This window comes from Tsukamurella tyrosinosolvens (assembly GCF_900104775.1).
GTDB classification, from domain to species: domain Bacteria; phylum Actinomycetota; class Actinomycetes; order Mycobacteriales; family Mycobacteriaceae; genus Tsukamurella; species Tsukamurella tyrosinosolvens.
The window spans coordinates 1,620,080-1,633,747 of the sequence record NZ_FNSA01000003.1 but is presented as its reverse complement, the minus strand read 5'-3'; the positions used below and the strand labels follow the sequence as shown (position 1 = coordinate 1,633,747).

Genomic DNA, 13,668 nt, shown 5'->3' with positions numbered 1-13,668 from the left:
GCCGCGCGGGTGCCCGCCCCGGGCTAGCGGACCGGCACCAGGTCGTCCGCGTGGACGACGGGGCGCCGCAGGCCCTCCGGCAGGTCGGTGGTGTCGCGGCCGAGCATCATCTCGAGCTCGGTGTGGTCGTAGGCCGCCACGCCCCGGGCCCGGACGGTGCCGCGCAGGTCGCGCAAGTTCACCACGTCGCCGCCCGAGAACGTGCCACTGACCGCGGTGACGCCGGCGGGGAGGAGCGAGCGCCGGCGGTCCACGACCGCGGCGACGGCACCGTCGTCCAGAGTCAGGTCGCCGTGCACGTCGGCCGCGTGCCGCACCCAGAACCGCCGGGCGGACAGGCGAACGGCCCGCGGCCGGAAGACGGTGCCCACGTCGGCACCGTCGAGCGCCCTGTCGGCGAGCGCCGCCGCGGTGAGCAGGACCGGCACGCCGGCGTCGGCCGCGAGGCGCGCGGCGGAGAGCTTCGACGCCATGCCGCCCGTGCCGAGCGCGCCGCCCGAGCCCGCGACGACCCCGTCGAGGTCCTCGGGCCCGTCGACCGCGGCGATGAGCGAGGCGTCGCCCTTGCGGGGGTCGCCGTCGTAGAGGCCGTCGACGTCGGAGAGCAGGACCAGCGCGTCGGCGCCGGTCAGGTGCGCGACGAGGGCAGCGAGCCGGTCGTTGTCGCCGAAGCGGACCTCGTTCGAGGCGACCACGTCGTTCTCGTTGATGATCGGGACGGCGCCCAGCGTGCGGAGCCGGTCCAGGGTGCGCTGCGCGTTCGCGGCGTGCACCCGCAGGCCGACGTCGTGCGCGGTCAGCAGGACCAGCGAGACGATGCGCTCGTACCGCCGGAACGAGGCGCCCCACGCGTTGGCGAGCTGCAGCTGCCCCACCGAGGCCACTGCCTGCTTGGTGGCGAGGTCGGTCGGTCGACGCTTGAGGCCCAGGGGCGCCATGCCGGCGCCGATCGCGCCCGACGAGACCACGATGACCTCGGTCCCCCGGTCCAGCCGGGCGACGATGGCGTCGGTCAGCGCGTCGAGCCGGTCGGAGGCCAGCCCGTGCTCGAGATCGGTCAGCGCGGAGCTGCCGATCTTCACGACCAGCTTGCGGGCGCCCGCGACCATGGCGCGCATGTCGCCGGCGAGGAGATCACCGGTCGCGGGCGCCGCCGTCATTCGTCGTCCTCGTCGTCGCTCGCGAGGCCGCGCCGCACGTCGTGCTGGTGACGCCGCTCGGCCGCGCCCACGCGCTCGTTGCGCTCCAGGCGGATGTCGGTGCCGCGGCCGGTGACGGGCACGTCGTCGATGGTGCCGAGGGAGGGCTCCCACTCGAAGCAGACGTCGCCGATGGTGACCGGTGCGCCGGGTACCGCGCCGAGCTTGACCAGCTCGGCCTCGACGCCCAGCCGGTTGAGGCGATCGGCGAGGTAGCCCACGGCCTCGTCGTTGTCGAACGGGGTCTGCTTGATCCACCGCTCCGGCCGCGGGCCGCGCACGATGAAGCCGCCCGGCTGGTCGGGATCGGAGATGACCTCGAAGCCGGACTCGTCGATCGCGATCGGCCGGATGACGGGGCGCCGCGCCACGGGGGTGCCGCGCTCGGCGCGGTACTTCTGCACCAGGTCGGCGAGGGCGAACGTGAGCTCGCGCAGGCCGGTGTGGGCGACCGCCGAGATCACGAAGACGGGCCAGCCGCGCGCCTCGAACTCGGGACGCACCATCTCGGCCAGCTCCTCGGCATCGGGCACGTCGGCCTTGTTGAGCACGACGATGCGGGGGCGCTCGGAGAGCTCGCCCAGGCCGGTGTCGGCGGCCAGCGCGGGCTGGTAGGCGGCCAGCTCGGCCTCGAGCGCATCGACGTCGCTCACGGGATCGCGGCCGGGCTCGAGCGTCGCGCAGTCCACGACGTGCGCGAGCACCGCGCAGCGCTCCAGGTGGCGCAGGAAGTCCAGGCCCAGGCCGCGGCCCGTCGAGGCGCCGGGGATGAGGCCGGGCACGTCGGCGACGGTGAAGGTGGTCTCCCCCGCCGAGACGACGCCGAGGTTCGGCGCCAGCGTCGTGAACGGGTAGTCGGCGATCTTGGGCTTGGCGGCCGAGAGCACGGAGACCAGCGAGGACTTGCCCGCGGAGGGGAAGCCGACGAGGCCCACGTCGGCGACGGACTTGAGCTCGAGCACCAGGTCGCGGGCCTGGCCGTCCTCGCCCAGCAGGGCGAAGCCGGGGGCCTTGCGGGCCTTGGAGACCAGTGCGGCGTTGCCGCGGCCGCCGCGGCCGCCGAGGGCCGCGTCGAAGCGGGTGCCGGCACCCACGAGGTCGGCCAGCATCTTGCCGTCCGTGTCGAGCACGACGGTGCCGTCCGGGACCTTGAGCACCATGTCCTGGCCGGACTTGCCCTCGCGGTTGCCGCCCTCGCCGGGCTTGCCGTTGGTGGCCTTGAGGTGCGGGCGGAAGTGGAAGTCGAGCAGGGTGTGCACCTGCGGATCGACCTCGAGGATCACGGAGCCGCCGCGGCCGCCGTTGCCGCCGTCGGGGCCGCCGAGCGGCTTGAACTTCTCGCGGTGGATCGAGGCGCAGCCGTGGCCACCGTTACCGGCCGTGACGTGCACCGTCACCCGGTCGACGAACCTGGACATCTGTACCTCTTTCTACCTGTGTGCCCGGCGCCGGTGGGCGGGGGCGGAAAAGCCGAAGGCGGGCGGGTCTCACGTTCAGGAGACCACGCCCGCCTTCGAAAAACTCGTGTGTGCTGCTGCGGAACTAGGCCTCCACAGCGACCGGCACGATGTTGACCGTCTTGCGGCCACGCTTCGTACCGAACTCCACCGCACCCGCCGCGAGGGCGAACAGGGTGTCGTCGCCGCCACGACCGACGCCGACGCCGGGGTGGAAGTGGGTGCCGCGCTGGCGGACCAGGATCTCGCCGGCGCTGACCTTCTGGCCACCGAACCGCTTCACGCCCAGTCGCTGGGCGTTGGAATCACGACCGTTGCGCGAGCTGGACGCGCCCTTCTTGTGTGCCATCTGGCTACTCCTGTACTAAAAGGTGTTCGTTGTCTGGGTTCGCCGGTCAGGCGATCGCGGTCACCTTGACGACCGTCAGCTTCTGCCGGTGGCCCTGACGCTTGTGGTAGCCGGTCTTGTTCTTGAACTTGTGGATCCGGATCTTCGGGCCCTTGACCTGATCCACGACCTCGCCGGTCACGGAGATCTTCTCCAGCGCCGCGGCGTCGGTGGTGAGGTTGGCGCCGTCGACGACCAGAGCGACGGGCAGCGAAACGCTGCTGCCGACCTCACCGTCGATCTTCTCGACCTTCACCAGGTCGCCGACGGCGACCTTGTACTGCTTGCCGCCGGTCTTGACGATCGCATACGTGGCCATCTTCGGACTTACCTCTTCTTACACATCTCGTAGTTCAGCGCGCGCCAGGTGCGCGGCTCGTATCACGCGGGTACTCCGGAACACGCACGCACGAGCGCGCCGCCGGAAAAGCGACCTTCCCAGGTTACGGGACGGCCGGCGACAGGGTCAAACCGGCTGGTCCGCCTTGTCGGCACCGTCACTCTCGGGCCCACCCGCCGCGGGACCCGCGGGGCGGGCGGCGGCCCGTCGACGGGCCCGCTTGCGCGCGGGCTCCGCCACCGAAGCACCGGCACCGTCGGCCGCCGGCGTGGAGACCGCCGGGGCGTCGGGCGCGGGGGCCGCGATGTCGACGACGATCGTCTGCGGTGCGGCCGATGTGGTGGTCGGCGCCTTGCGGGCCACCCGCCGACGCCGGGGCGCCGACGGTGCCGCCGCCTCGGCCGGCTTCTCGGCCTCGACACGCGCGGCCTCCGCCGGGACCTCCGCGGCCTTCGCCGGGGCCTCCGCCGCCGGAGCCGTGGGCGCCTCTGCCGCAGCCTTGGGGGCCTCCGCCGCGGGAGTCTCCGCGACGGCCTCGACGACCTGCTCGACGGCGGACCGCTCGGCGGTCGCGCCCTCGGCCGGTGCCTCGGAGACCTGTGCCTCGGGAGCACCGGCGCCCTCGGGCGCGTCCTCGTCGTGGTGCGCGGCCATCGCGCGGAACATCGGGTGCTCCCCCTTGTGCACCGCGGGCTCCTTGGCGGGCGCGGCGGGCGGGGCCGACGGGGCCTGGGCGGCACCGTCGGACTTGGTGCGCTTGCGCTTCTTGCGGCCCGAGCCCTCCGACTTGTCGCCGGAGCGGCCGCCGTCCTCGCTGCCGCCCGACGACTCGACGGGCGCGTCGTGGACGATGATGCCCCGGCCCGAGCAAGCCTGGCACGGCGTGGAGAAGGCCTCGACGAGGCCGGTGCCGATCCGCTTGCGGGTCATCTGGACCAGACCGAGCGAGGTGACCTCGGAGACCTGATGGCGCGTGCGATCGCGGCCGAGCGCCTCGGTGAGGCGGCGCAGCACGAGGTCGCGGTTGGACTCGAGGACCATGTCGATGAAGTCGACGACGATCATGCCGCCGATGTCGCGCAGGCGCATCTGCCGCACGATCTCCTCCGCCGCCTCGAGGTTGTTCCGGGTGACGGTCTCCTCGAGGTTGCCGCCGGCACCGGTGAACTTGCCGGTGTTGACGTCGACGACCGTCATGGCCTCGGTGCGGTCGATGACCAGCGTGCCGCCCGACGGCAGCCAGACCTTGCGGTCCATCGCCTTGGCGAGCTGCTCGTCGATGCGGTAGGTCGCGAAGACGTCCGGCGCGTCGGCGTGGGCCTTCTCGAACTTCTCGACGCGGGGCAGCAGGTCGGGCGCGACGGTGGAGACGTACTTCTCCACGGTGTCCCAGGCGCGGCCGCCCTCGATGACGAGCTTGCTGAAGTCCTCGTTGAACAGATCGCGCACGACCTTGACCAGGAGATCGGGCTCCTCGTAGAGCGCCTTGACGCCCTTCTGCGAGGAGGCCTCCTCGATCTCGGCCCACTGGGCCTGCAGCCGCGCGACGTCGCCCGCGAGCTCCTCGGCGCTGACGCCCTCGGAGGCGGTGCGGATGATCACGCCGGCATCGGCCGGGACGATCTCCTTGAGGATCTCCTTGAGGCGCTTGCGCTCGGTGTCGGGCAGCTTGCGCGAGATGCCCGCGGAGCCGCCGCCGGGCACGTAGACGAGGAAGCGGCCCGCGAGCGAGATCTGCGTGGTGAGACGGGCGCCCTTGTGACCCACCGGGTCCTTGGACACCTGCACCAGTACCTGATCGCCGGGCTTGAGGGCCTGCTCGATCTTGCGGGCGTTGCCGTCCAGGCCGGCGGCGTCCCAGTTGACCTCGCCGGCGTACAGCACGCCGTTGCGGCCGCGGCCGATGTCGACGAAGGCCGCCTCCATCGAGGGCAGCACGTTCTGCACGCGCCCCAGGTAGATGTTGCCGACCATCGACGCCGAGCTCGACGAGGTGACGAAGTGCTCCACCAGCACGCCGTCCTCGAGGACGGCGACCTGGGTGTAGTCCTGCGGATGCGGGACGGTGTGGCCGTCCTGGCCCTCCGACGGGCCGACGCCGGTGCGCTCGCGCACGACCATCACGCGGTCGACGGATTCGCGGCGGGCGAGGAACTCCGACTCGGTGAGGATCGGCGGGCGGCGGCGCACGGTGTCGCGGCCGTCGCGGCGGCGCTGGCGCTTGGCCTCGAGGCGGGTCGAGCCGCTGATGCCGCGCACCTCGTCGCGGCGCGTGCGCTGCCGCGGCTCGCGCTCGTGCACGACGGTGTTCGGCGGGTCGTCGGTCGAGGCGGCCTCGGCGCCGTCCTCCCCCGTGCCGCGACGGCGACGGCGGCGACGACGGCGGCGCGAGCCACCGTCGGTGACGTCCTCGACGTCGTCCCCGTCCGCATCGTCCGAGGAGGCCTCGTCTGCTTTGTCGCCGTCGGCCTTCTCGCCGCCGCCCTGCGGGGTCTCGTCCTGCGCGGGCGCTTCGGCCTCGGCGGCCTTGTCGCCCTCGCTCTGCTCCTGCCCGTCCTGCTCGTCGGCGTTCTCGCCGCGGCCCCGGCCGCGTCCGCGACGCCCGCGGCGGCGGCGCCGGTTGCCGCCCGCCTCATCGTCGCCGTTCTGGTCGGTCGACGGTGCCGCATCGGCCGTCGCGGACTCGGGCTCGGCCTCGGCCTCGGCCTCGGCCGGAGCATCGGTCGCGGGAGCCGCGACGGCCTCGGTCTCGGTCTCCGGTGCCGGCTCGGCGGTCTTCTTCGCGGCGCGCGCCTTGCGCGGCGCCTGCTCGGCCTCGGGCTGCAGGAACAGCGGCACGTTCGCGTCGAAGTTCGACGGTGCCTGCTCGATGACGGGCTCGGCGACAGCGGCCGCCGAGAACAGCGACGGCGTGCTCTCGGGAGCGGGCTTCTCCGCCGGAGCCGGCTGCTCGGCCGGAGCGGGCTGCTCGGCGGGAGCCTCGACGGCCGCGTCGGCCTCCTCGGCCGCCGGCGTCGCGGTCTCCGCAGTCGTGGAGTCCGCCGACTCGGCGATGCGATCACGCACGCGCTCGGCGGCGCTGCGGTCGATGCTCGAGTGCGCACTGCGCGCGACGAAGCCCAGCTCGCCGAGGTGCGCGAGCACCTCTTTGCTGGTGAGGCCCAGCAGACGCGCCAGCGCGTGGACGCGCAGCTTCTGCGGGAACTCCTCCCGAGCTTCGTTGTTCTGTTCTTCCGGCGACGTGTTGTCGGCCACTCAATATCTCCTACCGACCCCCGGGCGCGATCACTGCTGGTCGCGGCCACGCGGGGGCGTGTCGTGTGGTGCGGGCGAAGGAATTCTCCTACCGCCCCACGTTTGTCAAGGTCTGCACGTGTCTCGTGCGTGGCGCACGCTGGTTCGACGATCTGTGAGCCAGCCGGGCCGGTCGGCGCTGCGCGGTTGCGCGCGCCGACGTGCGTCCGACGTCAGTATCCCACACGCCACAGGCAGTGCGGAAAAGTATCGGGCCCGCGCCGCGCGATGTCGCGCGGGGCGGGCCCGGGGAACAGGGGTGTGAAACAGGTACTGGCAGGTCAGGCGAGACCGGGGAACCAGAGGGCGATCTCGCGCGCGGCGGACTCGGGCGAGTCGGAGCCGTGCACCAGGTTCTCCTGAGTCTCGAGGCCGAAGTCGCCGCGGATAGTGCCGGGCACGGCCTTCTCCACCGGGTCGGTGCCGCCGGCGAGCTGGCGGAACGCGGCGATCGCGCGCGGGCCCTCCAGCACCGCGGCCACGACCGGCCCGGAGGTGATGAACTCGAGCAGGGAGCCGAAGAAGGGCTTCTCCTTGTGCTCGGCGTAGTGGCCCTCGGCCACCTCGGTCGAGACGTGCTTGAGCTCGAGGGCCGCGATGGTGAAGCCCTTCCGCTCGATGCGCGCCAGGATCTCCCCGGAGAGGCCGCGCCGCACGCCGTCGGGCTTGATGAGAATCAGAGTCCGCTCAGTCACGGCAACAGCGTAACGGGCCTCACTCGGTGATCGGCTCCTGCCCCGGTAGGCGGCCCTCGGCCATGCGCTGTTTCACGTCGCGCTCGATGTAGGCGATGTACGCCCAGACGATGCCGAAGACGACTCCCACGGCGCCGATCCCCCAGTGCACGACGAAGCCGGCGATGACGGCGACCTGCAGCGCGAGGAAGGCGGGGATGGCCCAGGGCTTCTTGACGACCATGCAGCCGGCGAACATCAAGGCCGCGAGGATGAGGACGTACGCGATCTTGAGCCAGGACAGGCCGGGCGAGAGCCGGACCACGACGGGCAGCGCCAGCAGGATGACGATCATCTCGAGGATCAGGGTGCCGGAGAGGATGCCGCGGAAGCTCTTCCACGGATCCTTGGGCGGCGGGGTGAACCGCTGGGGCTCGGTCACTGGGGTTCCTTTCCGAACAGCGAGCGCGCGGCGCCCGCGGTGACCACGGAACCGGTGATGAGGACTCCGACGCCCGAGGCGGGGCCGTCCTCGTCGTCCGACTCCTGGTCGGCGAGCGCGACGGCGGTCTCCACCGCGTCGACCATGGTGGGCGAGGTGACCACGCGGTCCTCACCGAAGATCTCCTCGGCGATGGCCGCGAGCCGCTCCACCTCGAGCGCGCGGGGTGAGCCGTTGTGGGTGACGACGACGGTGTCGAGCACCGGCTCGAGCGCCGTCAGCACGCCGACGGCGTCCTTGTCGGCGAGCACGGAGACGACGCCGATCAGGGTGCGGAAGCCGAACTCCGTCTCGATGGTCCGGGCCAACGCCTGCGCGCCGTGCGGGTTGTGCGCGGCGTCGATGAGCACCGTCGGGGCACTGCGGACCCGCTCCAGCCGGCCCGGCGACGCGGACTTCGCGAAACCCTCGCGCACCGTGTCGATGTCGAGCTGCTGGTCGGCACCGGCGCCGAAGAAGGCCTCGACCGCGGCCAGGGCGACCGCGGCGTTGTTGGCCTGGTGCTCGCCGTGCAGCGGGAGGAAGACGTCGTCGTAGACGCCTCCGAGTCCCTGCAGGGTGAGCTGCTGTCCCCCGACGGCGACGCGGCGCTCGACGACGGCGAACTCGGAGCCCTCGCGCGCGACGGCCGCGTCGGCCTCGACGGCCTTGCGCAGCAGCACGTCCATGGCCGCGGGCTCCTGCTTGCCCACGATCATCACGGTGTCCTTGGGGATGAGCCGCTCGGGCGCGCGCTTGACGATGCCGGCCTTCTCCCCCGCGATCGACGCCAGGTCGGGTCCGAGGATCTCCACGTGGTCGAGACCGATCGGGGTGATGACGGCGACCTCGGCGGTCACCACGTTGGTGGCGTCCCAGGTGCCGCCGAGCCCGACCTCGACGACGGCGACGTCGACGGGGGCCTCGGCGAAGGCGGCGAAGGCCATGGCGGTGAGTACCTCGAACTTGCTCATCCGCGGGCCGTCGGCGGCCTCGGACTGGGCGTCGACGAGCTCGACGAAGGGCTCGAGCTCGCGGTAGGTCTCGACGTACTGCTTGGCGGTGAGCGGCGCCCCGTCGATCGCGATGCGCTCCGTGGCGAGCTGCAGGTGCGGGCTGGTGATCCGGCCCGTGCGGCGCGAGAAGGCGAGCAGCAGCGAGTCGATCATCCGCGCCGTCGACGACTTGCCGTTGGTGCCCGCGACCTGGATCGACGGGTACGCGTCCTGCGGCGACCCGAGCAGCTGCATGAGCGCGGCGATGCGCGTCAGCGAGGGCTCGATCTTCGTCTCGGGCCAGCGCTGGTCGAGTTCGGCCTCGACCTGCGCCAGCTCGGCGAGGTCGTCGGGGTCGGCGGCGAAGGCGGGCACCGTCACGCGGCGCCCCCGCCCAGCTGCGCGATCCGGGCGGTGAGGCGCTCGACCTCCTCCTGCGCGACGGTCTGCCGCGTGCGGATCTTGTCGACGACCGCATCGGGCGCCTTCGCGAGGAAGGCCTCGTTGCCCAGCTTGACCGACGTGCCGTCGAGCTCCTTCTGCGCCGCCTTGAGGTCCTTCTCCAAGCGCGCCCGCTCGGCCCCCAGGTCGACGGTGCCGGACGTGTCCAGCTCGACGGTCACTGTGCCGCCGACGAGGCGGACCTCCAGCGACGCCGTCGCGGCGAAGCCGTCCTCGGGCGGGGTGAGCCGGCACAGGTTCGCGGCGGCGGCCGCGAGGGAGGTCAGGCCGGCCTCGTCGAGGCCGGTGAGCCGAGCGGCGACCCGCTGGCCGGGCTTGAGCAGCTGATCGCTGCGGAAGCGCCGGATCTCGGTGACCAGGCGTTGCAGGTCGGCGAAGCGACGGGCGGATTCGACGCCGTCGGCGGGGATCTCCGCAGGGGCCCAGTCGCGCGAGGGCCACTCGGCGATCACCAGCGAGGTGCCGCCGGTGAGTGCCTTCCACAGCACCTCGGTGACGAAGGGCATCGTCGGGTGCAGCATGCGCAGCACGACGTCGAGGGCCTTCCCGAGCACGAGGCGGGTGTTCTCCGCGACCTCGTCGTCGTCGCCCTGCAGCTGCAGCTTGGAGACCTCGAGGTACCAGTCGCACAGCTCGTCCCAGGCGAAGTGGTAGAGCGCCTCGCAGGCCTTGCCGAGCTCGTTGTCGTCGAAGGCCGCGTCGGCCTCGGCCTGGACGGCGGCGAGGCGGTCGAGGATCCAACGATCGGCGTCGGTGAGCGCCGCGCGGTCGGGCAGCTCGCCGACCCGGGCGTCGTTCATCAGCGCCAGCTTGGTGGCGTTGAACAGCTTGGTGGCGAACTTCCGGCTGCTGGCCGCGGCGTCGGCGCCCACGTTGAGGTCGGCGCCGGGGATGGTGCCGCGGGCCAGGGTGAAGCGCAGCGCGTCGGCGCCGTACTCGTCGACCCAGTCGAGCGGGTCGATGCCGTTGCCCTTCGACTTCGACATCTTGCGGCCGAACTCGTCGCGCACGAGGCCGTGCAGCAGGATCTCGTGGAAGGGGACCTTGCCGGGCGCGTGCGGCTCCTCCCCGAGGAAGGTGCCGAACATCATCATCCGGGCGACCCAGAAGAAGATGATGTCGTAGCCCGTGACCAGCGTGGACGTGGGGTAGAACTTGTCCAGGTCGGCGGTCTGCTCGGGCCAGCCCATCGTCGAGAAGGGGAACAGCCCGGAGCTGAACCAAGTGTCGAGGACGTCGGGATCCTGCTCGTAGCCGGCGGGCGGCGCGTCGTCGGGGCCGCAGCACACCACGTCGCGGTTGCCCTCGGCGTCGGCGGGGCCGTACCAGACGGGGATGCGGTGGCCCCACCACAGCTGGCGGGAGATGTTCCAGTCGTGCATCTCGTCGACCCAGTCGAAGAACCGCGGGGCCAGCGACTCGGGGACGATCGTGGTGTCGCCGCTGCGGACCGCGTCGCCCGCGGCCTTCGACAGCCGGTCGACCTTGACCCACCACTGCATCGACAGGCGCGGCTCGATCGGCTCGCCGGAGCGCTCGCTGTGGCCGACGCTGTGCCGGTACGGGCGCACCTCCTTGACGATGCGGCCCTGCTCGGCGAGGGCCTCGCGGATCGCCTTGCGCGCGGCGAAGCGGTCGAGGCCGTCGAACTGCGTTCCGGTGCCGACGATGTGGGCGGTCTCGTCCATCACCGTGGGCATCGGCAGGTCGTGGCGCTGGCCGAGCGCGAAGTCGTTCGGGTCGTGGGCGGGGGTGATCTTCACCGCGCCGGAGCCGAACTCGGGGTCGACGTAGTCGTCGGCCACGACCGGGATGCGGCGGTCGAGGAAGGGGTGCTCCAGTGTGGTGCCGACGAGGGCGCGGTAGCGCTCGTCGTCGGGGTGGACGGCGATCGCGGTGTCGCCGAGCATCGTCTCCAGTCGCGTCGTGGCGCAGACGATGTGCGGCTCGTCGTCGTTCAGGGAGCCGTAGCGGAAGGAGACCAGCTCGCCGTCGACCTCCTTGTGGTCGACCTCGAGGTCGGAGATGCCGGTCTGCAGCACGGGCGACCAGTTGACCAGGCGCTCGGCGCGGTAGATCAGGCCGGCATCGAAGAGCTGCTTGAAGATGGTCTGCACCGCGCGGGACAGGCCCTCGTCCATGGTGAACCGTTCGCGGGACCAGTCGACGCCCACGCCGATGCGGCGCATCTGGCCGGTGATGTTGCCGTGGCTGGCCTCCTTGAACGCCCACGCGCGCTCGAGGAACTTCTCGCGGCCGATCTCGCGGCGGCTGGTGCCCTCGGCGGCGAGCTGCTTCTCGACGAGCGACTGGGTGGCGATGCCGGCGTGGTCGGTGCCCGGCAGCCACAGGACCTCGTAGCCCTGCATCCGCTTGCGGCGGCACAGGGCGTCGGTGATGGTCTGGTCGAGCGCGTGGCCGAGGTGCAGGCTGCCGGTCACGTTCGGGGGCGGCAGGACCACGGAGAACGCCGGCTTGGGCGAGGTGTTGTCGGCGGTGAAGTACCCCGCGTCGACCCAGCCGCGGTAGATGTCCGCCTCTACCGCACCGGGCTCCCAGGCGGCGGGAAGTCGGTCTGCGGCGGTGCCCGGATCGGCCGGGGCGGCGTTCTGCGGCTCAGTAGTCACCCCACGATTCTAGTCAGCGCACGCGAGCGAGTTCCTCGGGGCTTTTGACGGTGCCGCGGGACTCGGAAAACGGGTGGCGCACCCCTTCCTCAACCCCCAGGATGGGACGAATGGGACATCTCGAGGCGACGCACGTGGAGTACTACCTGCCCGACGGGCGGGCGCTGCTCGGCGACGTCTCGTTCCGGATCGGCGACGGTGCCGTGGCCGCGCTCGTCGGCCGCAACGGCGCCGGCAAGACCACGCTCCTTCGGCTGCTGGCGGGCGAGCTGGACCCGCACGGCGGCGCGGTGACCTCCAGCGGCGGTGTGGGAGTGATGCCGCAGTTCATCGGCTCGGTGCGCGACGACCGCACCGTGCGCGACCTGCTGCTGTCGGTGTCGCCCCCGCGCCTGCAGGCGGCCGCGCGGGAGCTGGACGCGGTCGAGCTGGCACTCATGGACGACGACGGCGACGCGAATCAGATGCGGTACGCGAACGCGCTCACCGACTGGGGCGACGCCGGCGGCTACGCCGCCGAGACCCTGTGGGACGCGTGCACCGTCGCCGCACTGGGCGTCCCCTACGACCGGGCGCAGTGGCGCGGCCTGACCTCGCTCTCCGGCGGCGAGCAGAAGCGCCTGGCGCTGGAGGCGTTGCTGCGCGGCGACGCCGAGGTCCTGCTCCTCGACGAGCCGGACAACTACCTCGACGTGCCCGGCAAGGAGTGGCTCGAGGAGCAGCTGCGGCAGACGCCGAAGACGGTGCTGTTCGTCAGCCACGACCGGGAACTGCTGTCCCGCGCGGCCACCCGGATCGTGGCCGTCGAACCCGCGCCCGGCGGCTCCGACACCTGGGTCCACGGCGGCGGCTTCGCGACCTTCCACGCCGCGCGCGACGAGCGCTTCGCCCGGTTCGACGAGCTCCGCCGCCGCTGGGACGAGCGGCACCAGCAGCTGAAGAAACTGGTGTTGACGCTGCGCGAGCAGGCGAAGTTCAACGACGGCATGGCGTCGCGGTACCAGGCCGCGCAGACGCGGCTGCGGCGGTTCGAGGAGGCCGGTCCCCCGCCCGAACCGCCCCGGCGCCAGGAGATCACGATGCGGTTGCGCGGCGGCCGCACCGGGGTCCGGGCCGTCACGGCGAAGAACCTGGAGCTCACGGGCCTCATGCAGCCCTTCGACCTCGAGGTCTTCTACGGCGAGCGGGTCGCGGTGCTGGGCTCGAACGGCTCCGGGAAGTCGCACTTCCTGCGGCTACTCGCGGGCGAGGACGTCGCGCACACCGGCGACGCGACGCTCGGCGCCCGCGTCGTGCCGGGGCACTTCGCACAGACGCACGCGCATCCGGAGCTGCAGGGCCGCACGCTGGTGGAGATCCTCCGGCAGGAGCACGCGGCCGACCTCGGCCGGTCCATGCCGGCGCTGCGCCGGTACGAGCTGCAGGGCCAGGCGGACCAGCGCTTCGAAAGCCTCTCCGGTGGGCAGCAGGCCCGGTTCCAGGTGCTGCTCCTGGAGTTCGCAGGGAGCACGGCGCTGCTCCTCGACGAGCCGACGGACAACCTCGACCTGGAGAGCGCCGAGGCGCTGCAGGACGCGCTGGAGGCGTACGACGGCACGGTGCTCGCGGTGACCCACGACCGGTGGTTCGCGCGGTCCTTCGACCGGTTCCTGGTGTTCGGGTCCGACGGTGCCGTCCGCGAGGCGCCGGAGCCCGTCTGGCACGAGGCGCGGGTGCAGCGCACCCGCTGACCGCGCGAGTCCCGCGTCGGT

Annotated in this window: 10 protein-coding genes; 1 reads left to right on the top strand and 9 read right to left on the bottom strand. The window is 72.3% G+C overall.

What is annotated here, in order from left to right:
- Positions 1 to 23: 23 nt before the first annotated feature.
- The 9 genes from proB to BLW32_RS09340 form a co-directional block, all read right to left on the bottom strand.
- Positions 24 to 1,160 (bottom strand): glutamate 5-kinase, encoded by a 1,137-nt coding sequence (gene proB / locus BLW32_RS09380; RefSeq protein ID WP_068524800.1) that lies wholly within the window; start codon positions 1,158 to 1,160, stop codon positions 24 to 26.
- Positions 1,157 to 2,617 carry a GTPase ObgE gene (gene obgE / locus BLW32_RS09375; protein WP_068524799.1) on the bottom strand — a complete coding sequence of 487 codons (1,461 nt, stop codon included), beginning with the start codon at positions 2,615 to 2,617 and terminating at the stop codon, positions 1,157 to 1,159. Before obgE ends, proB begins: the two co-directional genes overlap by 4 nt.
- Positions 2,618 to 2,741: 124 nt before the next feature.
- Positions 2,742 to 3,005, bottom strand: coding sequence for a 50S ribosomal protein L27 (rpmA, locus tag BLW32_RS09370; RefSeq protein WP_013126135.1), 264 nt, complete (start codon positions 3,003 to 3,005; stop codon positions 2,742 to 2,744).
- Positions 3,006 to 3,051: 46 nt separating this feature from the next.
- Entirely contained in the window at positions 3,052 to 3,363 is a 312-nt protein-coding gene (gene rplU, locus BLW32_RS09365; protein ID WP_068524798.1) for a 50S ribosomal protein L21, read from the bottom strand.
- Between the two features lie 147 nt (positions 3,364 to 3,510).
- On the bottom strand, positions 3,511 to 6,639 hold the full coding sequence (locus BLW32_RS09360) for a translation initiation factor IF-2 N-terminal domain-containing protein (protein WP_068742543.1): 3,129 nt from the start codon (positions 6,637 to 6,639) through the stop codon (positions 3,511 to 3,513).
- 320 nt (positions 6,640 to 6,959) lie between these two features.
- The gene (gene ndk, locus BLW32_RS09355) at positions 6,960 to 7,373 is read right to left on the bottom strand and encodes a nucleoside-diphosphate kinase (protein WP_068742544.1); all 414 of its coding nucleotides are present in this window, start codon (positions 7,371 to 7,373) and stop codon (positions 6,960 to 6,962) included.
- Positions 7,374 to 7,392: 19 nt separating this feature from the next.
- Positions 7,393 to 7,794, bottom strand: coding sequence for a DUF4233 domain-containing protein (locus BLW32_RS09350; RefSeq protein ID WP_068524795.1), 402 nt, complete (start codon positions 7,792 to 7,794; stop codon positions 7,393 to 7,395).
- On the bottom strand, positions 7,791 to 9,209 hold the full coding sequence (gene folC / locus BLW32_RS09345; RefSeq protein WP_068524794.1) for a bifunctional tetrahydrofolate synthase/dihydrofolate synthase: 1,419 nt from the start codon (positions 9,207 to 9,209) through the stop codon (positions 7,791 to 7,793). The genes BLW32_RS09350 and folC overlap by 4 nt, the downstream gene beginning before the upstream one ends.
- Positions 9,206 to 11,917 carry a valine--tRNA ligase gene (locus BLW32_RS09340; RefSeq protein WP_068742545.1) on the bottom strand — a complete coding sequence of 904 codons (2,712 nt, stop codon included), beginning with the start codon at positions 11,915 to 11,917 and terminating at the stop codon, positions 9,206 to 9,208. Before BLW32_RS09340 ends, folC begins: the two co-directional genes overlap by 4 nt.
- 110 nt (positions 11,918 to 12,027) lie before the next feature.
- On the opposite strand from BLW32_RS09340, the gene BLW32_RS09335 reads away from it, so the two are divergent.
- Complete coding sequence (locus BLW32_RS09335) at positions 12,028 to 13,647, top strand: ABC-F family ATP-binding cassette domain-containing protein (protein WP_068524792.1); 1,620 nt, start codon at positions 12,028 to 12,030, stop codon at positions 13,645 to 13,647.
- The last annotated feature ends 21 nt before the right edge of the window (positions 13,648 to 13,668 follow it).